Raw genomic sequence first — 25,003 nt, 5'->3', positions numbered from 1 at the left:
GTCTCGTACACAAACAAACGAACACACACCCGAAACCCAACCCAAACACCCCCCCCCCCCCCCCCCCCCCCCCCCCCCCCCCCCCCCCGCACTGGGGGGAGAGGGCTAGCGGTTGCTGTAGTACGTGCGGTCGGTGTCCTTGCCCGCCATCAGCTCGGCCACCGGCCCGTAGTCGGCCTCGTGGCCCTCCTTCGCCGCCTTGAAGTCCGCGGCCATCTCGGCGGCCTCGTCGGCGAGCGACTCGGCGTCGGCCAGGACGCCGCGCATCACGGCCGCCGCGTCGCGGTGGGCGTTCACCACCTCGCCCTCGACCCACAGGGTGCTGGCCGTGTCGGCGAGCATGTCCACCGACCGGGCGCAGTCCTCGACGTAGGTGTACGCGCCGCGCACCGCCTCGCTCAGCGCGAGCATGGCGATCGAGGCCATGCCCAGCTTGGCGGTGGCGACCGTGTACGTGATGCCGTCGGAGACCAGCTCGACGACCCTCGACCCGACGCGTGCGAGATCCATTCCCATGGCTACTCCTTGTGGTACGAGGCGTCGGCGGGTGCGGTGTGGCCCATGTCGCGGACCTTGTCGGCGGCGGGCTTGTCGTAGGCGGCGGCGAGCTGCCCGGCGTGGGCGATGGCCTCTGCCGCGCGGGGCAGGCCCCCGGCGACCGCTTTCGCCTTGGACTCCACGACCCCGGCCCGCTCGATCAGGCGGGTGCACCAGCCGACGAAGACGCCGGGCACGGACTTGGCGATCAGTTCGGCGCGCATGGCCTCGATCGCACCGGCCAGGCGGTCGCAGCGGTCGGCGACGAGCAGGGCGTGCTCAGCGCCCGCCATGATCTCCTCGGCCTGGTCCTCGTCCGCCTCGATGACGTCGTAGACCGTGAGGTCGCTGTCGGTGAACTGGGTATCCCGTACAGGTGCAGGCGATCCCATGGGCGGCGCCCCCTTCCGTGGTCCTGGCACCCCGCCGGACGGCGGGGGCGGTGCTGTGGGCCCTCCTGACCCCCCGAAGCACGGTCCGGGGACAAGCCCCTTCGGCTTCGGCTTGGGCTTCGGCTTGGGCTCCTGATCGAGCCGGGTGAGCGTGACGGAGTACGTGGCGCTCATCCCGGGCGGCGGACGCAGCCACGCACCGTCCGCCTGCGGCGTCTGCCGTGGCGGGGGCTGCTGGCTGCGGGTACTGCGCGAGCGCGACCCGGGCCGGGAACCGGTCGGGCCGGGCGGGGGCTGCTGGGCCTTCTTGTTCTTGCGCCCGAACTTCGGTGCCTTCGGCGGCTTCGTGGGCCGGGGCGGCACGGTGGTCGTCGGCCCGGACTGCGGCGCTCCCGGCGGCGGACCCGTCGGGCGCGGCGGCACCGTGGACTGTGGCGGGGTGGTGGGCTGCGGCGGTGGTGGAGCCGTCGGCGGTGTCGACGGCGTCCGCGGTGGCTTCTTGAGGTTGACCTTCGGCGGCGGGGGCGCCGGCGGGGGCGTGGTCGGCGGTGTCGGCGAAGGGGGCTTCGGGGCCTTCGTCAGGCTGACCTTCGGCCCGGCCGGGGCGGCCGACGCCTTCTTCTTGGCCCTGGACAGTACGGGCGAGGCCAAGTTCTTACGCCGCTTCTCCAGCCGCCTACCGGCTCCCTCCAGCAGCGACTGCCCCAGCGTCGTACGGGCCGCTGCCTCTTCCTTCCGCTGCTTCCTGGCCTCGTCCTTGCCCTTGGCCTTGTCCTTGAGGCGGCGATTGCGGATCTTGTCCTTCGCCGCCTGCCGGGTGTCCCGACTGCGGTTCCGCCTCTCCCGGTCCGCGTCCTGGTCCTTCGCCCGGTTCTCCAGCCGTGCCGACTGCCGGTCCGCCTTCCGCTGGTGCTTCGCGCCCTGCCGGGCCGCAGCCCGCTCCTGTCGGCCGCGGGCCCGCTCCATCGCCGGACTCGAGGAGCTGGAGCTGGGCGACTTGCCCCCGCCAGGGCTCTTGAGCCCTTTTCCGGAGCCGTCCTTGCCCTTGCCGCTCCCCGTCGAGCCTGTCGTCGAACCGGACTTGCCACCGCCGGGGCTGCCCTTCCCGCCGGCCCCCGACGTGCCGGTGCCCGCCGACGGCTTGCCTCCCGGCCCCGGCTTCCCGATGCCGGGCGACCCGTTGCCCATCGACGCCTTACCGCTCCCGGCGGAGCCGCCCTTGTTCGGGCTGCCCTTGCCGTGACCAGTGGAGCCGGTGCCCATGGAGCTGGGCTTCGTACCGCGCCCGCCTCCGCCACCGCCGGCCTTGCCACCCGACGATCCACCGCCCCCGCCCTTGGACCCGCCATCGGTCAGCGACTTGAGGCGGCCCTTGGCCCGGGCCTTCTCCGCGTCACCGCCGATCTGCGCCAGGGCGGCCTCGTGCTCAGCCCGGCTCTTGACCTTCTCGGCCTTCGCCTTCGCGGCTGCCTGCCGTACAGGGGCCAGATCCTGGAACTGCTGGCGCCGGTCGGCCAGCCACCCGGTCATGCCGCGCAGGGCGGCGACCGCGACGCCGATGGCCAGGACCATCGCGCCCCGGCCCGAGCCCCTGACCACTCCGGCCGCGAGGCCGCCGGACTGAAGTGCGACCGGCACCTGCGGCGAGGTGCCGCCGGGGATCGCGGGTACGGGCGGCGGCGGGACCGCCGGAGCGGGGAGGGTCAGCGTCGGGCGGGGCCCCGCCCCCGTGGGTGCCGACGCAGGGCCCGCACCGGAGACGGTGGGCGGAGGGGTCGCGGGCAGCGGGGGCGCCGCAGCCGGAGGCGGTGGCGGGGGAGGCGGTGGAGGGGGCGGTGCCACGGTCCCGGTGGGACGGAGCGGGATCACCTGGCCGGAGCCGTTGTTGTTGCCGTTGCTCATGGAATTCTCCCGGAAGAGGGTTGACAGACCGTGACCGCCTCGCGTACGCGCGCACGTGCCCGTGCGCCCGTGTGCCCGCGCCTCCGCATTACGCGAGGGCGAGGCGGTCACCGCCTGGATTGACCGGTGGATTGATTGACCCGGCGGTCACTGCTCGTAGCGGGAGACCCAGTTGGCGATGGTCCGGGAGAGGTCGTTCCAGACGTCCTCGTCGCCGCCCTTCTCCCGGGTCGCGGCGATGGCCCGGGCCCGCTCCATCCACGACTCGGCCAGGCCCCGCGGACCGCGTGCGGACCGCTCGGCCTGGCGCTGCTCGAAGTGCGCCCGGCGGTTGGCCGCCTGACGCTCGGCCTTGGTCTGCGCAGCCACCGTCAGGCCCCCTTCCGCAGCCCGTCGAACACGTCCCCGAACTCGTCGCGCTGCGTCGGAACCGCACTGGAGGGTGCCGACTCGATTGCCCCGGCCTGCCCGGCCTTGGCCAGCTCCTTGCGCCGGCGCTTCGCCTCGCGCTTCTGCGGCAGCTCCTCGTACGCCTTCTGGAACCGGGCGTTGAAGCTGATCAGGTCGCTGATCGCCCGCTCGACGTCGTCGGCGGCCTTGAACAGCGGCTTCCCCACGTGCCAGGCCCGCAGCTTGGCCTGGCCGGGCAGGTCGCCCTCGATGGCCTCCATTTCCTTGACCTCCGCCTCCATCTCGCGGGCCAGGCGGCGCAGGTCGTCGACGATCGGCAGGAGCTGCGCCCGGCGCTGCTCCAGGTGGATCGCCCGGTCCACGGGCGACAGGAGGTGCTCGGACGTCCATTTCTCGGCGGAACTCATGGGTTTCTCCTCTACCGTTGAGCCTGTGACCAGGGCGGTAAGCACGTCCTGGTCGTGGTGACTGCTTCCGGCAGTCGCGAAGAAGGCCAGCCCGGTTGCTTCGGGCTGGCCTTCATCGGTGGTGCCGGACGTTCAGGCTGCGGTGGCTTCTTCGACTTCCTGCTCGTCTCCGCCGGCCGCCGCGTTGCGGACCTTGGAGACCCAGCCGATCGACCAGCCGGTCTTGTCCGCGAGATCCCGGATGCTCGCGCCCGGGGTGTTCACGACGAGCGCCCGGGCGACGTCCTCGTCGAGCCGGTCCTTGTTCACGACCGCCTTCGGCGGGGTGTTCACCGGCTCCGCCTTGCGGGTGTTCACGGGGGTGTTCACGGCGCGGCCGTCGGTGTTCACGGTCCGGCGTTCACGGCGTTCACGGGCGAACTCTTCGGCGCGTTCACGGGCCTCGCGCTCCTGCTGTTCACGGACGGCGCGCTCGGCCTCGGCCTTCGCCTGCTCGTCCTGTTCACGGCGGGCCCGTTCCTCCTGTTCACGGGCCTCCCGCTGGAGCCTCTCCTGCCGGTCCCGCTCGGCCTTCCGCTCCGCCCGGTCCGCCTCGTCCCTTCGGCGGGCTTCCTCGGATTCGCGCTGATCACGGAGCACTTTGGCCTCGTGGTCGCGCTTGTCCTGCTCCAGCTTCGCGGCGTGTTCACGGGCCTCGCGCTCCCGGCGGTCCTCCCGCTCCTGGAGGCGTTCACGCTCCTCGCGGTCGCGCTGTTCACGCTCGCGCTGTTCCTGTTCACGCTCCTTGCGTTCACGGGCTGCGTGAACACGCTGGCGCTCCTCCTCCTCGCGCTGTTCACGGTCGATCCTGTCGAGCGCTTTGGCGATGGCCCGGCGGTACGCCAGACCCGCCTCGGCAGTGACGATCAGGAGCGCCGGGGCGACCACGTGAACACCCACGCCGACGAAGTCGCCCTTCAAGAGGGAGTCGCCGATGTTCAGCACGATCGTGAACATCCCGGTGAGCCAGCGCAGGACCACCGGCCACGGGCCGCCGTCGCCTCCGAGCCGCGACACGGTCGAGTCGAGCCTGATGACGATGACCACTGCCGCGTCGACGACGAGAGGCAGGATCGGCGCCGTCCAGTCCCAGTCGTCCGGGGTGACGCGCTCGACGAGCGGGGTCACGGTCAGGACGGAGAACAGGATGGCGCCGGCCGTGATGGCCCACGTTCCCGCGGACAGCGTGCGATCGGCGGCCTCGATCTGCTTCTTGCTCAGGGTCGCCAGTTTCAAGACCCCTCCTTCGTTCGGTGGTGCGGGCACTGGCACGGCGGCCAGGCCAGTGGGTTGGCAGGGGGCTGATCCTTGCTGATCAAGCGGACAGTGATCGGATCGCCGTAGGTCCGGCCGCTGTCCCGGCTGATCCGGAGCGTTATGGCCGGCCTGCCGGGCGGCTCCTGCTCCCGGCCGATCACGAGACCGCCTCGATCAGCTCGACGAGGCGGTCCAGGGCGGCGCTGGTCGGGTCGACCGCCGACTCCCGGCGGACCCGCGCGGAGCGGTAGTGCGCGTACACCCGGCGCCGGGCGAAGACCGCCAGGAGACCGGGCGGCCGGGTGATCTCGTTGCCGCGCAGCAGGTACTGCCAGACCATCAGCCACACGTCCTGGGCCAGGTCCTCGGCGTACGCGGCCCGGTCCTCGTCCCGCAGGGTCCGCGCGACGATCCCGAGCACCCGCTGGTGCTGGTTCGCGTAGAGCTCCGTGAGGTGGGCGGCTAAGGCCTGTTCGTGGGTACGGTTCTTCACGGGTCGCACCTCCATGCGATCTGGGGCCTGGCCCCGGTCGGTCCCCGCATGCGACGCGGGGGCCGGCCGAAGAAGAAGCCACGCCCGCGGCGTTGACGCCGCAGTGCCCCGGACCGGACTCGAACCGGTCGATACCTACGGGGCCCGCGATCTTTGCCCTTGTCTCACCGCGCGTTCGGTCGCTCGTCCGCCCTGCAGGGGCGGCATGGTGCGAAAGGTTCTGGCTGCTGTTCACGCGGCAGGGCCACCGGCTTGTCGCTGTTGCCTGTGGTGCTTGGTGTGTTGCTGATCGGCCGCTCTTCCCAGGTGCAGGCTGCGGTGCGTCCTCTGTGGAGTTCTCAAGGCACGGCCCGATTCCTTCAGAGCCGCCACCACGCGCTGCCCCTCCGGTCGAGCACCACCCAACTAGTTGAGTGGCGTGCGGCTCGATTAACCCACCCCTCACCGGCGATGTCAACCCAACTAGCTGAGTGGGAGATTCTTTGGCCGCTGACCTGGGGAAACGCTGCAACAACACACCGAATGGCGGTCCCGACTTTCGATACTCAACTAGCTATGTCATGCTGGGCCGCCAAAGCAGCACACCGACGACAGGAAGGGATGGGGGGCCGTGGCCAAGAAGGAGCCGGGCAAGGTCGAGCGAATCGCCGCCGATCTCCGCACGAAGATCGAGAACGGGACGTACCCGCCGGGCGGCAAGCTGCCCAGCGCGTCCGAGCTCCAGGCCGCCGAGGGGATCGCCTTCCAGACGGCGCGGGACGTTTTCCGCGCCCTGGAGCGGGAGGGCCTGGTCATCACCCGTCAGGGCAAGGGCTCGTACGTCACGCCGTTCATCGGCAAGATCACCCGTGATGGAACCGGCCGCTACCAGCCTGCGGCCCGCTCCGAGGGCGGGGCCCGCGGCGCGTTCGAGGCCGAGCTGAACCGTCTCGGCCTGGTCTACAAGCCGTCCCCCACCGACATCGGCCGGGCCCGGCCGCCGCGCAACGTGGCCGACGCCTTCGAGCTGCACCACTCCGCGAAGGCAGTGTTCCGGCAGCGCGCCATGAAGGCCGGCCGCGACGCCACAGACCCCGACGAGGGGTTCGTCGTACAACTCGCCACGTCCTGGTTCCCCGTCGACATCGCGGGCGGAACGCCCATCGAGCAGCAGGACACCGGCCCCGGCGGCAGCAAGAACCGCCTCGCCGACCTCGGCTTCGCCCAGCGCCGCATCCGCGAGTCGATCGAGGTCAGGTTCCCGACCTCGGAAGAGGCGGCGGCCCTGAACATCCCCGACGACCGACAGGTGTACGAGCTCGTCCACCACGCCTCGACATCTGAGGGCCGCGTCGTCGAGGTCGCGGTGCACGTCATGCCCGCGAACATCTGGCGGTTCTCGTACACCTGGGAGCTGGACGCCGACTGACGTCCTGCTCCCGCACCATCACCCATCACCACTAAGGAGCGACATGCCCAGCAACACCATCGGCGCCGACGGGACGATCACCCGAGACGCCCGGAGCCGGTACCGGCAGCGGTCGGAAGGCGGCGCCCACGGGGCATTCGAGGCTGAGACCAAGCGCGCCGGCGGCAGCCCGCGCGCGGAGATCGAGGTCGTTCGAGCCCCGGCTCCTGCTGCGATCGCCGCCATCCTGGGCGACACCGAGTCGGACGTCGTCATCCGGCAGCGCCGCATGTTCGACGGCGACCGCCTGGTCCAGCTCTGCGACACCTACATCCCCGCGTTCGTCGCAGAGGCCGCGCCCGCAGTCGCCCAGCTCGACACCGGCGTGGGCGGGATCATCTCCCGCATGGCCGACGCCGGTCTGGCTCAGACCGAGATCGTGGAGGACGTCACGCAGGAGCCCGCGACCGACACCCAGGCTTCGGCCCTCGGTGTCGAGCCCGGCTCCCTGCTGCTGACCATCACCCACGTCGGCAGCACCGAGGACGGACGGACCGTCGAGGTCTCCAAGCACACCCTCGGACCCGGCTGGACGCTGCGGTACGGCGTCCCGCTCGACTGACCCCAGCCCGAACCGACCAACCCGCCCGGCGAACTGATCGCCGGGCGGTGCCAGAGGAGGGACCGCATGGCGCACGACATCACCGCAGGCGAGCGCCTGCGGCAGGCCCTCGAACTGGCGGCGCTCGGCGTGCCCGTGCTGCCGCTCCGCGAGGGCAAGGGCCCGTTCGGGAACTGCCCCCACTGCTCCGGAACCCCGCCACGGTGTGGTGGTCGGCCGAACATGAAGTCCGCCGGCGCCTGCGCCTGCCCGCGGCCGTGCCACGGCTGGGCAGCAGCGTCGGCCTCCGTGGACGTCGTGACGTCGGCGGCCTGGGCGACTGCCTGGCGGAAAGCCGGGGCCGTGGCCTACCACCCGGGCGGTGCCGGGGTGACCGTGGTCGACCTCGACAACGCCGACGCGGTCGCCTGGGCGCGCGAGGCACTCCCCGCTACCCGGACCGTGGCGACGACGCGGGGCGAACACTGGATCTACCTGGGCACGATGCAGTCCGCGAACGGCGTGCGGCCTGGCGTCGACATCAAGTCGCTCATGGCATACGCGCGCTGGCTCGGCCGGGGTGAGGGCCAGATGATCCGGCTGCCCGAGACAGTAACCGCCCTTCCCCGCTACGTGGTGCCGGCGGGGGCGGTGGCCTCTTCCCCGATGCCCCGGGCGGCCTGGACTCGGGCGGTCGCTACCGGGTGCCGTCACACGGAGCGGTACGTCCGGACCGGCCTCGACAAGGGCGTCGCCATGGTCACCGGTCACCGGGAGCAGGGAGCCGCGAGCCAGGCGTTCGGCGTGGCCCGGTTCCTCGGCTCTCTGCACCAGGAGTGCCCCGGGCCGTGCGGCCTGGAGACGCTCGGCGGGGAGATCGTGGCGGCGGCCGTCAGCGTCGGAGTGCCCGAGATGTACGCCGTCCGAGCTGTCGATCGTGGGTTCGCCGAAGCGGGCATCCCGGTGCCCTCGACGCAAATGGCCTGACCTGCATAAACCAGCACGGCTAGGGTCAACCCACATCAGAAAAGCGAGCGGCCCGGCAGCAGATAGGTGGTAGCACACCTTCGCTCCGGGCCGACTGGAAGTCTTCGAGCTGAGCCTGTTCCGCCTCACACTCGCCTTCCTAGCGCGGTCACCACTGTACGGCACGGTGACCAGGCGGAGGAGACGGAAACAGGCTCAGCTCCCGAGAACGGAGCACACGGTGAGCCACCCGTCCGACGAAGGACGATCAACCGAGACCGTCGCCGCTGTACCTCAGCCGCGGAGGGAAGAACGCGAGCGTGTCGTCATCGACGTCACCGACGAGCCCACCGGCGTCACTGAAGTGACCCGGGCGCTCCAGTCTGGCGCGATTGCCGACGTGTACCTGCGGGGCCGGCGGCCCGTGTGGATCGGTGACGGCGACGATGGACCGTTCATCGAGGAGATCACGAAGGACGCCTTGACCCTCGCCCTCCATGAGCACGCCGAAGTGTTCAAGATGCGCAAGACCGGCCCGGCCCCTGTGCTTCTCCCCACGCGCGTCGCGGCCGTCGTACTGGCCCGGAACAACTGGAAGCTCCCCCGGCTCAAGGGCATCACCTCCGTTCCCCTCCTGAGCCCCGACGGCCAGCTGCACCTCCGAGAGGGGTACAACCCGACGACCGGCTGGTTCTACTCGCCCCGCATCCGAATCAAGGACGTCCCCGAGAACCCGACCCAGGAGCAGATCGCCGACGCTCAAGAGCTGATCGTGGGCAGGATGCTGGGTGACTTCCCCTGGATGGCTGCCAGCGATCTCGCCCAGTTCGTCGCCTCGTTGTTCATCCCTCTGCTGCGCTCGATGATCCCGGACCCGACCCCGCTGTGGTGCATCACCGCGACCAACCCGGGCTCCGGCAAGTCTCTGCTGTCCCGGATCATGGGCGATCTGTTCGGGATCAAGACCGCTTCCTGGGGTTCTGACAACGGCGAACAGCGGAAGGTCATCACCTCCGTGCTGATGGAGTCTGGCCACCCCGTCACCGTGTTCGACAACGTCCCGTCAGGCCACACCCTGCGCTTCCCCGTGATGTCGGAGCTGATCACGTCGCAAATCTGGGGTGACCGTGTCCTCGGCAAGTCCGAGATGGCGAACATCCCCAACAACATGCTGTGGGTCGCCAACGGCAACAACCTGACTGTCGGCGACGACCTGGCCCGCCGCACCATCTGGGTCCGCCTCAACCCTGACGTCCGGCCCGACACCCGCGACCCCTCAGCCTTCGCGGCCGGCGACCTCAACGAGTGGCTGCAGCTGCACACCGCTGAAGTTCTCCACGCGCTCCTCACCCTACTCCGCGGCTGGGTGTCTGCCGGGATGCCGAAGACCAACCACCACATGGCCTCTTTCGGCGCCTGGCCCCGGACCCTGGGCGGCATCTTGAACTGGATGTGCCTGCCCGGGTGGCTGGAGGACCGCGAGGAGCAGATGGAGGACGCCGACGAGGACGCCATGGAGTGGGCCGCCTTCCTCTCCGTCTGGCACGAGGAGCTGGGCAGCAAGGAGTACACCTCGCAGAACCTGGTCGACTTCGCCTTCGCCTCCGCCACCGGGATGACCGCCGCTTCCACGCTCAGCAAGGTGATGCCGACGAACGGCGACAAGATCCCGAACTCGAAGCAGCTCGGCAAGTGGCTGCGGGCTCGGCAGGGACGGTTCTTCAGCGGCTACCGCATCCTCGCCCGTCGTGATGCTCGCCAGAAGATCAACTACTGGAGGGTGGAAGGCCCCTCACCGCAGTAGCCGCCCTCGACTCCGCTCCGCTCAAGGCCCGCACGGATCTCCGTGCGGGCCTTCGTCATGCGCGGCCTGCGTGTAGGTCGCGGCAACTACTACCCGCACTGCCCGCACTACCCGTACTACCCGCAAACTCCCTGGTCAGGAGCCTGCGGGTAGTGACTCGGCCTCTACCCGCAGCGGGTAGTCCCACGCCGCTCTACCCGCACTACCCGTGACGTGGGTAGTGCGGGTAGTTGCGGGTAGTGCGATCTTGCCCTCTGATCACTACCCGCAACAGCTCTGACCTGGAGTTATGCGGGTAGTACGGGTAGTGCGGGTAGTTCTTTTAACTCTGTTGCTGATGTTGTTACTGAACTGCCCTGTTCCTCGTGGTGAAGAAGCCACCCCGCGCGGAGCCGCTGTGGTGCCGGCGGTCCGGCGTCGTCCGCGGGGCGTGGCTTCTTCGTCTGGACCGGTCCGGCCCCTGACCTGTCGGTTTGCTGGCATGCTGGCCTGCCTGCTTGCTGACCTGCGGGCAGGCTGGCGCGTTGGCGCGTCAGCCAGCAGACACGCCCGCCGCGCTGGCAAGCTGACGTGCTGACGGCGCGGGTGCCGATGAGACGAGAGGCGGGCGAGGCGATGGCCAGGCGTACGGCGGTGATCAACAACAGGGGCGGGGTGGGCAAGAGCGATCTCGTGCTCAGGCTCGCCGAAGCTCTGGCGAAGCGGGGCCGGCGGGTCGGGATCCTCGACCTGGACCCGCAGGGGAACCTGTCGCGCCGGGCTGGCTGGACCTACAACGAGAAGGATCCGCAGGTCACCGTGAGCGAGGCGGTGATGGCGAACCGGGTTGGGACGATGGCGCAGGTGTGGACGCCGGTCCGCTGGGACGTGGAGTACGCGAGCCGGATGCGGCTGGCCCCGGCCTGGCTGGAGCTGGAGGACCGCTACGCGGAGGCCGGGGTGGTGGGGTCGCACCTGCGTCTGGCCAAGGCCCTGCACGGCGCGGACGAGGACTTCGACGACGTCCTGATCGACTGCCCGCCGTCCCTGTTCCACCTGACGCAGATGGCGATGGCGGCATGCGACGGGGTGCTCGTGGTCACCCGGGCGGAAATCGACTCCATCCTGGGCGCCAAGAGGGTGAGGCAGTTCATCGCGGAGAAGAGGGCGGAGCTCCACGCGGACGACCTTGAGATCATCGGCGTGGTCGTCAACGACTACGAGCAGGGCAAGCCGCGGCAGCGCCAGCAGCTGGAGAGCGTCCGCAGGATCTTCGGCGATCGGGTGTGGGACCCGGTCATCGCGCGCCGGGAGGTCATCGCCAACGCGAGCAACGACCATGTCCCGCTGGAGCAGGGCAAGGGCTCGCAGCTCAACCAAGCGGTCGCGGGCTACGAGCTCCTGGCCGACACCTACCAGAAGAGGATCGCCTGATGCCCCGCCACAACTTCGAGACCCCGGACACCGTGAACGAGCCGCCGCTGCGGCCGAACACGGGAGGCGTGAAGGCCGGGGCGGAGCTAGGCCGGCGGACTCGGCGCACGTCGGACGGGATCGACTGGCGGTCCTTCTCCAGCTACCTGCCCGAGGAGATGCAGCGCGAGTTCCGGGCCGAGTGCATCCTGGCCGGCATCGAGGTCCGGCAGGGCCTGGAGCAGGCGGTCCGCACCTGGCTGCAGACCCGGCAGGCGGGCAGGGCCGCGGCCGAAGCAGCGTTCGACGAGCAGGCAGGCTGACACGCTGGCAGGTTGGCGAGCTGGCATGCTGGCACGTCAGCGCGCGGGGCCCCCGGCCCTGAGCAGCGCAAAGAGCCCCGCACCGACCGGTGCGGGGCTCTGCTGTGCGGCGGCGAGGCCGGGCTGTCTCACGGTTGGGCCACCTATGACCCCCCCAGCCTGCGGCCCTTAGGGGGTGGACCAATGGTGAGACGGGTCGTCATGGACCGGTGCCAGGAGGTCAAGGATCCACCTTGGCAGCGGGGCCACGGGCAGGTCGCGGGCGATGACGTACGGCTTCCCGCCGACGATCGAGCCGGGCCCGACGAGGTATCCGCCGCTGCGGTGGCCGGGGCCGCGGACGTCGATCCCGGCCCCGAGGGGTGAGCGCCCGCCGGAGACGCTGCCGATGACGCAGCCCATGGGCGCCCGGAAGTACAGGTGCCGGCCCCCGGACGGGGTGGCCACGGTGAACGTCTCGGGCACCGCCTCACCGAGCCGGTCGGCCAGGGCGGCGAGGACGCCGGGGCCGTCGTCGTCGCCGTGGACATCGAGGTCCAGGGCGACGGCGCCGGAGGCCCGGCAGCCGATGCCGACCCCGCGCCCGGCGAGCAGCTCGGGCAGCCGCTCGGGTAGCAGAGTGGCCTGGCGCTGCCACCCGGGTTCGGGAACCCGGCCGCCGAGCGGGAGCGGGAAGACGGCCAAGCCCCGGTCGATGACCGTGCGCGCGGCGGTGAGGACCTGGAGGTCGCGGACGTTCACGCGGCCTCGTCCTCCTCGTCGTAGCAGCAGCACTCGTCGTACGGGCTGGACCCGCCGGCGCCGCACTCCTCGCAGAACACGCCGGAGTCCGGGTCGTCGTCGTAGTCGCCGGTCGCGGCCCGCATCTCCTCGTGCCGCCAGCCGGTGCACTGGTACTCGCACCCGCAGCCCTTCGCGCACTCGGGGCAGACCATCCCGTTCGTCCACCCGCAGTCCTCGCACAGCAGCTGGTTGCGCGGGTCGGCCTGCTCCTGGCGCAGGTAGTCGACGGCCTCGCGGTACGTGTTGATGTCGACGTACTCCGCGAGATACCGCTCCAGGGTCTCCTGCTCGTCGGCGTCGGGGTGGTCCAGGAGCGCGATGGCGCAGGCGTGCTTGATGCCCAGCTCGTCCTTGAGGTCGGCCAGGGCCTTCTTGCGCGCGTGGTTCTTCGGCATCTCAAGCTCTCGTTTCCGCGGCGCGCGGTGATCCCAGACTCACCGGCCGCCAAGAGCGAGGCCAGTAAGGGTGATGCGATGTGGTGGGCGGCTCGGCGCGGAGCACCTTCGGTGGAACTCGTCCGGTCTGGGCCAGACGAACCGGGCCACGAGCCGGGCCCACGGTCATGCGACCGCAGGCCCGACTGTAGCGAACGCCACCGACACTCAGGGCGTGATCCGCACGGACGTCACGCGATCGGAGTGGATCCGGTGGGCCTTGCGGCCGGCGGGCGACTGCATGAGCGCGGTCGCGGAGTGCTCGATCATCGCCCGGTGCACGGTCAGCGGCGCGGTGACCCGCACCGAGTAGCCCTGTCCCCGGCGGATCGTCTGCCCGGCGGCGAGGGCCTGGCGGACCGCGTCGTCGGCGACGTCGGCGAGGTGCTCGGCGACCAGGCCGGGCACGTCGACCACCACGGTCGGGTCGGCGTCGGGCAGCGCCTGGTCGGCGTCGGCGACGGAGGCCAGGCTGGTGGCGTGGTCGCCCAGGAGCTGCGAGAGGTCGTCGGGGACCTCGCGGGCCCCGGCGTCGTCCAGGACGCGGCGGATGGTCTTCGGGTCGACGCCGTGCTGCCGGGCGAGGGCCTTGACCGCGGCGCCGTCGCGGTACGCGGTGACGACGTCGGCGGCCTGGTCCTCGTCGAGCGCGGCCGGGCGTCCGAGCGTCTTCCCGGCTGCCTCGGCGGCGGCGACGCCCTCGCGGGTGTTCTCCGAGATCATGTCGCGCTGGAACTCCAGCACGGCCGCGAGCACGCTGACCATCATCTTGGTGCCCGGGTCGTCCGAGGCGAGGTCGATCCCGGACAGCAACCCCGACTCCACCCGCAGGTGCAGGCCCCGCCGGATGAGCACCGGCCGCAGGGCGATGATGTCCGCGACCGACCGGAAGAGGCGGGCGGCGTCGGCGATGCGGATGGTGTCGCCGACGGCGGCTTCGTGGAGCAGCTGCTTGAACCCGGCGCGGTCCAGGGACAGGACCCGGCTGGAGGTCGCCGGGTCCTCGTAGGCGGGGGCGCCGGCGGCGAGCAGTGCGGCCAGGGCGTGCTTCTGCCGGGCGTCGGTCTGCTTGTCCGTCGAGTGCCGCAGGTAGAGCCGGTCAGCCACGGCGGCCTGCCTCGTTCTGGCCCGCCGCGCGGGCGCGGGCTCGCTCGGCGCGGGTCCAGTCCACGTGCGCCCGGTCGGCGAGCAGGGCCGCCAGGCGGTGCGTGTCGCCCTGGAGCTCCAGCGGGAGGTGCCGCAGGGTCTCCTGGATCAGGCGCAGGGCGGCATGGGCGGAGAAGCCGGGCGGGGACTGGGTGCAGGCGCGGTGCGTGCACCGGTCGAGCTGCCCGAGCTCCAGGCGGAGCTCCTTGAACCGGGTGGCGTCGCCGCCCAGTGCGGTCGCCATCTTCACGCGCTCGGTGAGCTGCTCGCGGATGCCGGGGTAGACCGACGTCCAGGCGGCGGCGATGGGCCCGGCCTCGTCGGCGGGGATGCCGTTGTCGATGAGCTGAGCGACGTCCATGCTCACGCCTCCGTGCTGTCGAGCGGGGTGACGGTGCCGCCGATGAGCCGCTCGGAGGCGTCCATGGCGTGGGCCTTGCAGGCGAGGAAGGAGCCCCCGGCCGCGTCGGTGACCTGGTGGGTCAGCGGCTCGCCGCACGGGGCGCTCATCCGGTCGTAGCCCCAGGAGCGGCTGCAGCCGGGCGAGGTGCACCAGGTCTTCCCGCCGCTGGAGCGCAGGGTGCTGCCGTGCTCGGGGCAGACACCCCACGGGACCGCGCACACCGACCCGTCGCGTACGGCGCGGACCCGGGCGAGTTCGCCGGCGGTCTTCTCCAGGTCCCCGTGGACGCGGGCGATCTGTCCGGCGGCGTCGTCCAGGCGGAAGGCGGTGTGCCGGGTCTCCTCGCTGGAGCGCAGTCGCTCCTCGAGGTCGCGGATGCGCTGCTGGAGCGCGGAGGCGTCGGCCATGAGGGCGCGGATGTCGGCGGGGGTCGGCTCGGGGCTGGGCGTGCTCATCGGGAGCTCCTCGGTGTGCGGGACGGGCGGGCGTGCTGGCCTGCTGGCGTGCCAGCACGCTGGCATGCGGGCGGGCTGGTCAGAGGGGCGTGACGACGTCGTGCGCGGCGGTGAAGCCCTCCGCGAGCAAGGCCTGCGGCGTGGCCTCCCGTGCGAGGGCGTGCTGCCAGGCGAGGACGTCGCCGGGCACGCGGCGGTTGGCCGGCCTCGCGTCGTTCCGCGCGCGGCAGGTGTCGAGCGGCGGGAGGAAGCGCAGGGCGACGACCGGGCGGCGGTGGCGGCGGGCCCGCTCGACGAGCCCGGCGCGGACGCGGACCTCCACGTTCGTGGAGTCGAGGTAGAGGGTCGTCCCCTCGCCCAGGTGCTTCTCCAGCAGGATGTCCTGCTCGACCACGGCGGCCGGGGTGACGGACTGGTCCCCGGCGTCGCCCCCGATCTGCTCGCGCAGGGCGTCGAGGCAGACCACCGTGACGATCCCGGCCGCAGCAGCGAAGGTCGACTTGCCGGAGGCGCCGGGGCCGACGGCGACCACGAGCGTGCCGGGCTCCACGGAGCGCAGCACGTCGGCGCCGGCCGCCGCGCGGTCGTCGGCGGCGATCCACCGGTCCGGCCCGCCCTTGCGGGTGTGTCGCCAGTCCTGCCGGGTGCCGATGATCTGCTCGGCCCAGTCCATCGCTCCCTCGACGTCGCGGTCGAAGTCCTCGGCGAAGGTCTCGTGGCAGCCCAGGAACCGGCCGTCCCGGTTGAGCTGCCAGCCGAAGACGTCACCGGCGAGGTGGGTCGGGGCGAGGACGTAGCGCGGTAAGGCCATGGGTTCCCCCTCGGTTCGGCCGGGCCGGGGTGGCGTCGGCTTCCGTTCACCACTCTAGGGGGGCGAAAAGGGGAGGCGCAAGTACGGAATGGATTCCAATGGATCGCAGCCGGTTCTAGGTCCGATTTTCACCCTTCTGGGTGATTCGGCGGATTGGATCGACTACCGGGGGCGCAATCGACCGTTTCCGCCCCCGACCTGGAATGGATCACCCGGGCCGTGTGGCGACGGCGTGCCTGCTTGCTGGCGTGCCAGCACGCCGACCGGCCAGTGATTCCACGGCGGCACCCCCTTGACCACCCCCTTGACCGGCAGGTGGTCAAGGGGGTCGCGGCCGTGGGTTCGCAGGTGCGCCGGTTCCCGGCCGTGGCCACGGCTTGCTGCGGCTCGGCGCAGCCGGAAACCTGGGGGATACCGGCCGATCCGGTCCGCGAGGGTGCGGTAGGCGGCCGACGGGAGGCTGAGGTCGATGACACGGCGCCGATGCCGGGGGCCCGGGTGCTACAAGCTCCTGCCCGAGGCGAGCCCGCGGGGCGGACGCCCGCAGATGTACTGCTCGGAGCGGTGCCGGTCCCGGGTCCGCCGGTCTCACGAGCGGTACGTCCACCGGGTGGAGACCAAGGAGGCCCGGGTGGACGCGACGGCGGAGGAGCGGCACCGGCTGCGGTCGGCGGCGTACGCGGTGGCTGGCGAGGCCCGGCGCCTGGCGGCAGCTCTCGACGCGGAGGCGGAGCAGCCGGAGTACGACCAGCCCGCGTGGTGGGACCGGGGCCGGCCGGAGCGTGGGCGTTCCGGCGCTCCGTACACCAGCGCGGCCCTGGAGCTACTGGAGGCGGCACAGGAGGCGATGGCCGCTGCCGTGACGGCCGACCGGACGGCGGGCCGAGGGTGGGCGGAGATCGGCGAGGTGCTCGGGGTCAGCGCGGACACGGTCGCTCGCCGATTCCGACCCGGTGATCGCTAACCGGCCTCACAGGATGCCGCCTCCGGCGCGTTCTCCGGCGTCCGCGTGTGATTGGACGTCCGGGGCCACCAGCGGGGCACACAGGGGCACACGGCGATTCCCGCAGGTGAGCGGACCGTGCGGTGTCACCCGTGTGGCGCACGTGCCGTACGAGTGGGGACAGCCGTCCCCCATGGGAGACAGATGATCGCACCGGGTACCCCGGGTACCCGCCCGGCAGCCGGGTCTCCTCCACCACCAGGCGGTGGCCCCGCCGGGGTGGCTTCTTCCCTCGTTCCTACCTTGAGCTGGAGACGAAGAGGCCACCCACCGCCCGACTTGCAACGCTGCGACCTGCACAGTGTCCGAATAGTCCTCCAAGTTTTGTCGACCACAGGGTGTTGGACCTCTTGGGCGACTCCCCGGGGGCCACGCAGCCCGAGACGCAAGCGGGTGAGCCTGCTATCTCGCGCGCGTATGGGCCGGTCCCGGAAGTCCCGCGAAGCCCGCGACGGTAGCCGCGCCGGTCCGTACGGTCCGCCCACATGACGACCACCAGCACGACTCAGCCCGCCCTCGCCCGCCGCAAGCCGCGCCGCAAGGGCCGCCCCTCACTGCTCACCCCGGAGACGATGAGCCTCCTCACCCGGGCGACCGCCGCAGGCCTGCCGATGAAGCTCGCCGCCGACGCGGCCGGGGTCGGGCGCTCCACCTTCCTCCGCTGGATGAGGCTCGGCGAGGACGTCGTCGAGGAGCAGCAGGGCGGGCAGCTCGACGTCGACTCCACCGACCCGCACGCGGCCTTGTACGCCCGCGTCACCCGGGCCCGTGCCGTCGGCTCCCTCCGAGCGCACGGCCACATCGAGGAGGCTGCCCGTGGCGCCGTGGTCTCCGAGACGTACCGGACGTGGACCGACCCGATCACCGGCGAGACCCGTAGCGAGCGACGCGTCCGCCGGCGGCCGGGCGACTGGCGGGCCTCCGCCTGGATGCTCGTACGGATCGCACCCGAGCAGTACGGCCCGAACCCCAAGAGCATGGACGAGATCCTCGACGAGGAGGCTGCGCGGATACGGGCGGAGCGCGGGGAGAACGCCATGGAGCGGGCGCTCACACCACAGCTCCAGGACCTCGCGGAGCGTCTGCAACGGACCCTCGCGCAGTACGAGGAGGAAGCCGCGGCGGACGTCGGCACCGGGTCCGACTTCCGCGAGACCCCCTCGTAGGGAAGTAGTCGGCGTGCGCCAGACCCCTTGTCCGAGCCGCTGAGCTGCACCTGCGCCCTCATCCCGTACGGGAGCAAGAGAACCCGAAACGGGACTCGGAACGGAACCCGAAAGGAGACTCCGAAGGGGACCTGAAAGAGGACTCGAAACGGAACCGCAGCGGACTTCGGTACCGGGTCTGACTTCTCCAGACCCCTCTGTAGGGAAGTAGTCGGCGGCCGGGAGCTCCACCCGCGCACCTTGACCACGCTGGTCAGCGCGACGGGCACCGGCCGCCTGCGAACGTCTGGAGGCAAGTTGTACGGCAACTTGTAGGGCCAGTTGTGGAGCAACTTGTACGGCAAGTTGTAGAGCAACTTGTAGGGCAAGCCACCCCCCGCCCGCTGCACGGCCAACCCGGTCACAGCTCTTGCACTCCCCGCCGGCCCCGGACAGCACGCCTCCGTCATCCCCGCCGAACTCCCCCGCGTGACACCTCTTGCAACTCCGCTCACCACCCCCCGCCCGAACTCCCCACCCCCTCCTGCAGAACTCCCTCCGACTACTCCACCCCCAACCTCCCTCCTCCAGTCCCCCGTCCCGACCTGTACCTCTGGAAACTCCGAGACCACCCCCTCCTAGGGACGACGCGAGGGGGTGGTCTCGGAGATGGAAGAGCGTCCGTGCAGGTCGGGACGGGGGACTGGAGGACCCCCGGTCACACCTGGTTTTACAGGCGGCTTTACACCCGTCCCGAACTCCGGCCGCCCCCGGCCGGAAACCCGAAGAGTGTCTTCACCGATAACTTGCTCGCCCCCGGGTGCTCGACGTCCGTGGGGTGCAGGCGACCCCCGGCCGGAACTCCGGTGGTGCGTTACACCTCTGGCACTTCTGCCCCGGCGAGTTTCGTGGGGACGGAACTCGGGACGCGATCACCGGCGGCATAGGGTTCCCGGATGAGCAGCAGCACGCCGCACGAGACGCCCGGCGACGACGACCAGGAGCACGAGGATCCCGTCGCGGAGTACGAGACGGTGCGCGTCCGCGAGCGGCTGGTGACGCGGACGTGCGGCTGGTGCGGTGTCGAGCTGAGGTACAGCGGCGTGGGTCGGCCGCCGAAGTTCTGTAGCGACGGACACCGCAAACGGGCGCACGAGAGGGAGAAGGCGAAGGCCGCCCTGGGCGTCGCCGACGACACCCCGGAGCCCGTACGCGAGGTCATCGAGCGCACCGAGACCGTGGTGAAGACGGTCGTCCGCAAGGGCCCCACGGTGCTCCAGCCCGTCCCCGTCGCGCCCGTGCCGATGCAGAGCGGACCGCCCACGACGGTCGACGGCTGGTACGCACACCTGCGCGGCCTGCTCGCCTCAGTACGCGCCGGCGGCTACACCGACGAGCAGCGAGAGGCACTCGCGAGCGTCTTCACGATCGCCGCCGAACACCTGCGGGCGGGCCCCGCCGGGGTGACACCGGTACCCGAGCAGCAGTCGGTCATCAGCCGCGCGGAACGCCGTCGACGGGAACGCGAGGCACGCAAGGGCCGACGGTGACCGACCGGCTTTCGTCCGGACGGAACGGAGTTGCAAGAGCTGTCAGGCCGCCCTCGGTCTGACTGCGGGAGCTCCCCTCACGCACCAACTTGCTCCCGGCCGGGATCGTCCAGGGTTCGCTCGATACCCGACCCGAGGGTCCGCCGGCCCGGCCGCTCGCCGACGCCGCCGTGCTCCGGAGCGCCCAGGAGTGCGGTCGGCTCGACGCGTTCGACGGGCAGCAACCGCGGCGCGGCCGTCGTTGTGTGCGTGCTCCTGGTGCTGCTCGGGCCGGTGCCCAACGGGCGGCGCATGGTGCTCATCCCCGGAGCTTCGCACGCGCGCGTGGAGACCGCCGCGACCGGTCGCGGCGTCGGCTTTCGGGGCTCGTATCGGAGCGGAGTGACGATACCTGGGTACTCCCTCGGGGACGACGCCCGCGAAGTGCAAGAGGTGTGACCGTTCCGGCCTGTTCGGCGGGGCGGCCGGTAGTGCATGAGGTGTGGTCGTTCCGGCTTGTCGCCTGGGTCGATTCGCAATGTCTGAGGTGTGACCGACTCGGCGGTCACGAGCGGAGCTCGGCGGCTGTCCATGGTCGTGCTCTCCGAGCGCGGCGGTGGACAGCCGTACGCGTGTGCACGCGGGTGCACGTGCACGGGTGCGCGCGTTGGGTGGGCCGTCGACGCCTTGATGCATAGGTGTGGCGATCCGGCGGCGTGCTCCTGGTGCTCGTCGAGCTGCCGGATGCGGCACGTCTTATGGGGCGGCGGGTTCGACGTCGCCGTGCTCCTGGCGGCCGTCCTCAAGTACGTCATCTGCGAGACGTACCGGCGCTGCGGAACACGTACCGGTCGACCGCGGCCGGGCTCAGCCGACGTGTTCGGTGGGCGGTGTCGTCCGGCGCGGACGGCGGCCCGCCCCAGCGAGACCGGCACGCGCCGGGCGATACCGACCGAAGCGGGGGCCTGGGGGCCGGCGAAGGCCACCAGCGGCCACCGGCGTCAACCCACCCGACCGTGCCCGGTCGCCGCCGAAACTCGGACCGCGGACGATGCGGCGGGGCGCTTACTGGGCCCAGTAAGCACTACCTTGCTACCGCCGTCTGGCGCCGGAAAACCGGCTGCAGAAGGGGAGCGAGGGCACGCGAACTGATATCAGTTCGCACTACCTTGCTACCGCCATCCACCGCCAGCCGCCGACGTACGGGTGCGTCCCCCCGGGCCGTGGGCGACGCCGGGCCGAAGGCCCGTAACAGGCGTGGGCGAAGCCCTCGTCATTGCTCCTCCCCCCAGAACGCAGAAAGGCCCCCGGTCCGCCTCGCGAGGAGACGGGCCGGGGGCCTCGGTGGTGGTGCGCGTCGGTGCTACGCGGCCTCGATCCGCCACTCCCACGGTTCGCCGGCGTCGGCGGCCCGGGTGGCGGCGTCGGCCAGGGCGTGGGCGACGGCCGACTCCTTCGCCCGCACGAAGCGGTGGCGCGCGAGCTTGAGCAGCAGCGCGGCGATCTCGGCGGCCTGAGAGGGCGTCATCGTGCCGCCCTCGCCGGGGTTCGTCAGCAGCAGCACGACCGGGCCGCGCTCGTCGCGGGACAGGCAGCCCTCGGAGTACCCTGCCAGGCTCGTCAACGCCTTCAGGGCGTGCCGGTCCTCGCCGAAGAAGTCCGCGCCGTGGGAGACGACGACGTGCGCCTCGGGGTCGTGGATCTGGTGTGTGCGGCTCATCGCGACTCCCCGGGCACGGTGGCGGGCTGCGTGGACGCGGGCGCCGGCGGCCGGGCCGCATTTGCGATGACGGTGATCTCGTCGTGGCGGGGGAACTGGGGGCGGCCGTCGTCCATGAGGACGGTGAGGTGGCCGCCGGTGTGCATCTCCTGGATGACGCCCTGGTCGCCGATCTCGGCGACGCGGCCGAACGCCTCGATCCGGGTGGTCAGCTCGACACGGGCTCCGACGTGCATGGTGTTCTCCTCGGTCAGATCAGGGACGCGAGCAGGGCGGCGGCGAGGGTGACGAGCGAGCCGCTAGTGATGTCTCCGGCCAGGCGCAGGCCGCGGTACTTGCGGCGTGCGATCCGGGAGAGCTGGACGACGTGGGCCGCGCGGTCGGTTGGCGCGTCGAGGTCGGCGAGCAGCTGCTCGGTGGTGCACAGCGACCAGTAGAGGAACGAGCCGCGGGCGTGCCCGGCCAGGCGCGGCCGGACGACGATCAGCACGACGAGCATGGCGGCGACCAGGCCGACGGTGCCGGTGCCGACGAGCACGGCGGACAGGCCCGGTAACGGCTTGCCCGGTACGGCGGCCACGAGCGCGGCCAGCGGCAGCGAGAACGCGGTGAGCAGGACGCCGGATTTGGCGTCGGTCCGGCTGATCTCCGCGAGCACCGTGGCGGTGGCGGCGTCCAGGCGGGCGTCGATGTCCTTGGGCATGAGCGTGTCCTTCCGGGTCAGCGGACGTCGTTGCGGTTCTTGGCGAACAGGCCCTTCGTCGTGCTGGAGACCGTGGTGTTCTCCTGCGAGACCGGGCCGTTGTAGTGGTGGTGGTTCTCGGTGTGCATGCCGGCCTTCGCGCGGCCGGCGGAGCGGATCAGCGAGCCGACGGCGAGGACCAGGGCGACGGGCCCGGCACCGGCCACGGCGAGGGTCGTGGGGTCGACCTGCCCGAGCGACCAGAGGACGAGCGAGGTGGCGCCGCCGACGGACAGGGCGGCGACGCTGCCGGAGAGCATCAGCGCGCTCATGTCCGTGGCGCGCTGTGACATCGGCGGTCGTCCCGGCTGCGCCACCGGCTCGGCGGTGCCGTACGTGGGGTTGGGGGAGTCGTCGCGGAACGACGTCGGCTTGTACGCCTCGGCGATGAGCTGGCGGGCGCGGGCGTCGGCCTCGTCGGCGCTGAGCGGGGCGGCGGTGCGGTCGTGGTCCACGGGGTGCTCCTTCGTCGTGGCGCTGCGGGGAAGGGACAGGGGCCCCGGAGACGGAATCTCCAGGGCCCCGGCATGCTGGCTTGCTGACGTGCTGGCCTGCGGGCGTGCTGGCATGCCCGCAGGGTCTGCTGTGTGCTGGTGTGCGGGGTCAGTCCGTGGGGGCCGGGACGATGAGCCCGGTTCCGTCGGGGCGGGCGAGCTCACCCTTGGCGCGCATGCTGCTGACGGTGGTGAGGACGGAGCCGCGGCGGATCTGACGGCCGCCGTCGGCGTTGAGCGCGGCGAGGAGGTCGACAGTGGCCAGTCCGTCCGCCGGCAGCACCGCGAGGATCCGCTGGGCGGTCGACATCGTGGCGGTGTCGGGCTCGGGCTCCGGCTCGGGCCCTGCGCCCGCAGTGCCCTCCTCGCCGCCTCCACCGGCCGCCTGACGCTCTTTGGAGGTCATGTGCTCCTCCAGGTCGATCGCCTCGCCGGGAGGGGCGTAGGGGCCGTACAGAGCGAGGATCACCGGGTCGTAGCCGGTGCACGGCTCGATGCTCCCGACGACGTAGGTGCGGGCCATGCTCGTGGGGCGGATCCCCGTGAGGTGGTAGAGCATCCCCTGGCTGTTGACGTCGTCCTCGTCGTCGGCACGCTGCTCGTTGTAGCGGCGGATCTTCCGCACCTGGCCGACGACCTTGGGGATCGGCTGGAGCGCCTCACCGCGGGGGATCAGTCCGTCGCCGACGAGCTGCTGCATCATGGCGCTGGACCAGCGCAGGAGGATGACCTCGCCCTCCTTGAGCATGGCGCGCAGGGTGTCGCTGCCTCCGAGCTCGTCCAGGTGGCCGGCCTGCGCGGCGATGATGATGCCGACGCCCACCGACCGGCCCGTCCTGCCCAACTCCTTGATGAGCAGGGCGGCCTCGTCGCGGAACGGGGCGCCCTTCTCCAGCAGCCTGTTGGCCTCGTCGACGATCCCGTACGTCAGCGGGTCCGGGGCGTCCTTGACGAAGCCCGAGCGGCCCATCTCCGCGTAGGCGGCCATGCGGCGCTCGGCTTCGGCGACCAGGCCCCGCAGCATGAGGATCGTCTCGTACTGCGTGGTGACCCGGGTGGCCACGTTGCCCTTGGCCTCGGGCACCGACTGGCCGTGCTTCAGGTCGGCGAGGTGGACGACGATGCCGGACGCCTTGCAGGCGACCAGGATCGCCTGCACCAGCCTGGACTTCCCGGCGCCCGTGGTGCCGAAGACGGCCCCCCGCTGGGCGTTGCCGGTCTTCGGGTCGAACAGGCGGAACCGCAGCGGCGATCCGTCGAAGTAGGTGCCGAGGGTGATCCGCCCGCGCCTGTCCATCAGCAGGTCGTCCACGCTGATCTCCCGGACGTCCATCAGCGGGTTCGAGGGGTAGACCCTGACGATCGCCTCGCGGCCGACGCCCTGCTCGAAGATGACCCTGCTGTAGTCCTCGACCTTGAGCAGGTCGCACAGTGCCTCGTGGTCGTAGCGCTTCACGCCGCCCGGCGGGGTCTTCAGCACGTACTCGCGTACATCCAGCATCAGGTCAGCTCCTTGTGGACTTGGTACGTGTTGGCCTCGATCAGCTCGACGCCCGGCATCGCGGTGGCGGCGATCTCCGCCCACACCTCCGCGTCGCTGTCGCCCGGCGCGGCCCCGGGCTCGGCCGTCGGGCGCTGCCCGAGGACCAGGAGGCGGACGCCAGCGCCGCGTCCGGGCACCGGGCCGATGTCGATCAGCTCCTCGGGGAGGTCCAGCTCGGCGGACAGGCCCGGCTTGGAGATGTCGGGTACGGGCTGTCCGCGCTTCTGGGCTCCGATGACGAGCGCCAGGCACTGCTCGCTCACCTGCTGGTGCTGCAGGAGCACGGTGCCGGGGGCGACGCCGCCCTCGACGGCGAACCGCTCGCCCCACCAGCGGGCCTGCGGGCTGTCGTAGGTGGGTGCCGCCGGTTCGACCACTTCCTCGGCCTTCGCGGCGTCGGCGAGCTCCTGGGCCAGGGCCTCGTCGACGAACTCGCGGGCCGTGAGCCCCGGGCGCAGGAACCAGGTCGCTCCGGTCCACAGCGCCACCGCTGCGGCCTGCACGAAGAAGGACACCGCCCCGTCGGGGGCCAGGCGTTCGCCGACGAGCAGCACCGCGCAGCCCGTGTGCGGGGCGGCGTAGAGGGAGATGGCCGTCCAGCGCACCGAGACGGGGGCGCGCAGGACCTTGGGGTTGGTCACCAGGCCGACGCCGGCGGCAGCGAGGGCGGCGAGGGTTCCGGGGAGGGTGAAGACGTCGTTGCCCAGTCCCCCGGTGAGGACAACGGCTCCGGCGACGGCGGCGACTCGGCCGGCCGTTGAACGCACGCGAGCGAGCATGGGAAGTACCTCCAGAAACGGGCGGGGGGGGGGGGGGGGGAGGGGGGGGGGGGGGGGGGGGCCGGGGGGGGGGGGGGGGGGGTGGTTGGGGGGGGCGGATGGTGG

The 25,003-nt window shown here is 71.6% G+C and carries 28 protein-coding genes; 9 read left to right on the top strand and 19 right to left on the bottom strand.

Going from position 1 to position 25,003, the window contains the following annotated elements:
- Nucleotides 1-105: 105 nt before the first annotated feature.
- The 6 genes from AC068A_RS34850 to AC068A_RS34825 all read right to left on the bottom strand — a co-directional run bounded on the left by AC068A_RS34850 (nucleotide 106) and on the right by AC068A_RS34825 (nucleotide 5,438).
- Nucleotides 106-510: a hypothetical protein gene (locus AC068A_RS34850; RefSeq protein ID WP_478590302.1), complete on the bottom strand. Its 405-nt coding sequence runs from the start codon at nucleotides 508-510 to the stop codon at nucleotides 106-108.
- A gap of 8 nt (nucleotides 511-518) precedes the next feature.
- On the bottom strand, nucleotides 519-2,567 hold the full coding sequence (locus AC068A_RS34845; protein WP_478590301.1) for a hypothetical protein: 2,049 nt from the start codon (nucleotides 2,565-2,567) through the stop codon (nucleotides 519-521).
- Between the two features lie 411 nt (nucleotides 2,568-2,978).
- On the bottom strand, nucleotides 2,979-3,200 hold the full coding sequence (locus AC068A_RS34840; RefSeq protein WP_478517365.1) for a hypothetical protein: 222 nt from the start codon (nucleotides 3,198-3,200) through the stop codon (nucleotides 2,979-2,981).
- 2 nt (nucleotides 3,201-3,202) lie between these two features.
- A complete protein-coding gene (locus AC068A_RS34835; protein ID WP_478590300.1) occupies nucleotides 3,203-3,649 on the bottom strand; it encodes a hypothetical protein in 447 nt (148 codons plus the stop codon).
- Nucleotides 3,650-3,781: 132 nt separating this feature from the next.
- Nucleotides 3,782-4,924: a DUF2637 domain-containing protein gene (locus tag AC068A_RS34830; RefSeq protein WP_478590299.1), complete on the bottom strand. Its 1,143-nt coding sequence runs from the start codon at nucleotides 4,922-4,924 to the stop codon at nucleotides 3,782-3,784.
- Nucleotides 4,925-5,102: 178 nt separating this feature from the next.
- Nucleotides 5,103-5,438 carry an RNA polymerase sigma factor gene (locus AC068A_RS34825; protein WP_478590298.1) on the bottom strand — a complete coding sequence of 112 codons (336 nt, stop codon included), beginning with the start codon at nucleotides 5,436-5,438 and terminating at the stop codon, nucleotides 5,103-5,105.
- 610 nt (nucleotides 5,439-6,048) lie between these two features.
- On the opposite strand from AC068A_RS34825, the gene AC068A_RS34820 reads away from it, so the two are divergent.
- From AC068A_RS34820 to AC068A_RS34795, 6 genes are all read left to right on the top strand, one after another.
- A complete protein-coding gene (locus AC068A_RS34820) occupies nucleotides 6,049-6,846 on the top strand; it encodes a GntR family transcriptional regulator (RefSeq protein ID WP_478590297.1) in 798 nt (265 codons plus the stop codon).
- A 43-nt stretch (nucleotides 6,847-6,889) separates the two neighbouring features.
- Nucleotides 6,890-7,447 carry a UTRA domain-containing protein gene (locus AC068A_RS34815; RefSeq protein WP_478590296.1) on the top strand — a complete coding sequence of 186 codons (558 nt, stop codon included), beginning with the start codon at nucleotides 6,890-6,892 and terminating at the stop codon, nucleotides 7,445-7,447.
- Nucleotides 7,448-7,513: 66 nt separating this feature from the next.
- Nucleotides 7,514-8,413 carry a bifunctional DNA primase/polymerase gene (locus tag AC068A_RS34810; RefSeq protein WP_478590295.1) on the top strand — a complete coding sequence of 300 codons (900 nt, stop codon included), beginning with the start codon at nucleotides 7,514-7,516 and terminating at the stop codon, nucleotides 8,411-8,413.
- Between the two features lie 220 nt (nucleotides 8,414-8,633).
- Complete coding sequence (locus tag AC068A_RS34805) at nucleotides 8,634-10,196, top strand: hypothetical protein (protein WP_478590294.1); 1,563 nt, start codon at nucleotides 8,634-8,636, stop codon at nucleotides 10,194-10,196.
- A 591-nt stretch (nucleotides 10,197-10,787) separates the two neighbouring features.
- Nucleotides 10,788-11,609, top strand: coding sequence for a ParA family protein (locus AC068A_RS34800; RefSeq protein WP_478590293.1), 822 nt, complete (start codon nucleotides 10,788-10,790; stop codon nucleotides 11,607-11,609).
- The gene (locus tag AC068A_RS34795; RefSeq protein WP_478590292.1) at nucleotides 11,609-11,911 is read left to right on the top strand and encodes a hypothetical protein; all 303 of its coding nucleotides are present in this window, start codon (nucleotides 11,609-11,611) and stop codon (nucleotides 11,909-11,911) included. The genes AC068A_RS34800 and AC068A_RS34795 overlap by 1 nt, the downstream gene beginning before the upstream one ends.
- 168 nt (nucleotides 11,912-12,079) lie before the next feature.
- Here AC068A_RS34795 and AC068A_RS34790 read toward each other — a convergent pair whose 3' ends face one another.
- The 6 genes from AC068A_RS34790 to AC068A_RS34765 all read right to left on the bottom strand — a co-directional run bounded on the left by AC068A_RS34790 (nucleotide 12,080) and on the right by AC068A_RS34765 (nucleotide 15,943).
- Nucleotides 12,080-12,652 carry a bifunctional DNA primase/polymerase gene (locus AC068A_RS34790; protein WP_478590291.1) on the bottom strand — a complete coding sequence of 191 codons (573 nt, stop codon included), beginning with the start codon at nucleotides 12,650-12,652 and terminating at the stop codon, nucleotides 12,080-12,082.
- Nucleotides 12,649-13,089 carry a hypothetical protein gene (locus AC068A_RS34785; RefSeq protein ID WP_478590290.1) on the bottom strand — a complete coding sequence of 147 codons (441 nt, stop codon included), beginning with the start codon at nucleotides 13,087-13,089 and terminating at the stop codon, nucleotides 12,649-12,651. The genes AC068A_RS34790 and AC068A_RS34785 overlap by 4 nt, the downstream gene beginning before the upstream one ends.
- Nucleotides 13,090-13,296: 207 nt before the next feature.
- Nucleotides 13,297-14,235: a recombinase family protein gene (locus AC068A_RS34780; protein WP_478590289.1), complete on the bottom strand. Its 939-nt coding sequence runs from the start codon at nucleotides 14,233-14,235 to the stop codon at nucleotides 13,297-13,299.
- Entirely contained in the window at nucleotides 14,228-14,635 is a 408-nt protein-coding gene (locus tag AC068A_RS34775; protein WP_478590288.1) for a hypothetical protein, read from the bottom strand. Before AC068A_RS34775 ends, AC068A_RS34780 begins: the two co-directional genes overlap by 8 nt.
- Before the next feature lie 2 nt (nucleotides 14,636-14,637).
- Nucleotides 14,638-15,132, bottom strand: coding sequence for a hypothetical protein (locus AC068A_RS34770; RefSeq protein ID WP_478590287.1), 495 nt, complete (start codon nucleotides 15,130-15,132; stop codon nucleotides 14,638-14,640).
- Between the two features lie 79 nt (nucleotides 15,133-15,211).
- Nucleotides 15,212-15,943, bottom strand: coding sequence for an AAA family ATPase (locus AC068A_RS34765; protein WP_478590286.1), 732 nt, complete (start codon nucleotides 15,941-15,943; stop codon nucleotides 15,212-15,214).
- 469 nt (nucleotides 15,944-16,412) lie between these two features.
- Here AC068A_RS34765 and AC068A_RS34760 point away from each other — a divergent pair, with 469 nt between their 5' ends.
- From AC068A_RS34760 to AC068A_RS34750, 3 genes are all read left to right on the top strand, one after another.
- Nucleotides 16,413-16,907 (top strand): hypothetical protein, encoded by a 495-nt coding sequence (locus tag AC068A_RS34760; protein WP_478590285.1) that lies wholly within the window; start codon nucleotides 16,413-16,415, stop codon nucleotides 16,905-16,907.
- A gap of 524 nt (nucleotides 16,908-17,431) precedes the next feature.
- A complete protein-coding gene (locus tag AC068A_RS34755; RefSeq protein WP_478590284.1) occupies nucleotides 17,432-18,112 on the top strand; it encodes a hypothetical protein in 681 nt (226 codons plus the stop codon).
- Nucleotides 18,113-19,047: 935 nt separating this feature from the next.
- Complete coding sequence (locus AC068A_RS34750; protein WP_478590283.1) at nucleotides 19,048-19,641, top strand: hypothetical protein; 594 nt, start codon at nucleotides 19,048-19,050, stop codon at nucleotides 19,639-19,641.
- A 77-nt stretch (nucleotides 19,642-19,718) separates the two neighbouring features.
- Here AC068A_RS34750 and AC068A_RS34745 read toward each other — a convergent pair whose 3' ends face one another.
- The 7 genes from AC068A_RS34745 to AC068A_RS34715 all read right to left on the bottom strand — a co-directional run bounded on the left by AC068A_RS34745 (nucleotide 19,719) and on the right by AC068A_RS34715 (nucleotide 24,886).
- A complete protein-coding gene (locus AC068A_RS34745) occupies nucleotides 19,719-19,943 on the bottom strand; it encodes a hypothetical protein (protein WP_478590282.1) in 225 nt (74 codons plus the stop codon).
- Between the two features lie 1,040 nt (nucleotides 19,944-20,983).
- Nucleotides 20,984-21,340 carry a DUF7739 domain-containing protein gene (locus AC068A_RS34740; protein WP_478590281.1) on the bottom strand — a complete coding sequence of 119 codons (357 nt, stop codon included), beginning with the start codon at nucleotides 21,338-21,340 and terminating at the stop codon, nucleotides 20,984-20,986.
- Nucleotides 21,337-21,576, bottom strand: a complete 240-nt coding sequence (locus tag AC068A_RS34735) for a hypothetical protein (protein WP_478590280.1) — start codon at nucleotides 21,574-21,576, stop codon at nucleotides 21,337-21,339. The genes AC068A_RS34740 and AC068A_RS34735 overlap by 4 nt, the downstream gene beginning before the upstream one ends.
- Nucleotides 21,577-21,590: 14 nt before the next feature.
- On the bottom strand, nucleotides 21,591-22,043 hold the full coding sequence (locus AC068A_RS34730) for a Pycsar system effector family protein (protein WP_478590279.1): 453 nt from the start codon (nucleotides 22,041-22,043) through the stop codon (nucleotides 21,591-21,593).
- Between the two features lie 17 nt (nucleotides 22,044-22,060).
- Nucleotides 22,061-22,537, bottom strand: coding sequence for a hypothetical protein (locus AC068A_RS34725; protein WP_478590278.1), 477 nt, complete (start codon nucleotides 22,535-22,537; stop codon nucleotides 22,061-22,063).
- Between the two features lie 148 nt (nucleotides 22,538-22,685).
- Nucleotides 22,686-24,077, bottom strand: a complete 1,392-nt coding sequence (locus AC068A_RS34720; RefSeq protein WP_478590277.1) for a DNA/RNA helicase domain-containing protein — start codon at nucleotides 24,075-24,077, stop codon at nucleotides 22,686-22,688.
- Nucleotides 24,077-24,886, bottom strand: coding sequence for a hypothetical protein (locus AC068A_RS34715; RefSeq protein ID WP_478590276.1), 810 nt, complete (start codon nucleotides 24,884-24,886; stop codon nucleotides 24,077-24,079). Before AC068A_RS34715 ends, AC068A_RS34720 begins: the two co-directional genes overlap by 1 nt.
- Nucleotides 24,887-25,003: the final 117 nt, after the last annotated feature.

It is taken from the genome of Streptomyces sp. NPDC043854 (genome assembly GCF_056436005.1).
The sequence above is the reverse complement of the archived record's forward strand: the minus strand, read 5'-3'. Positions and strand labels throughout refer to the sequence as shown.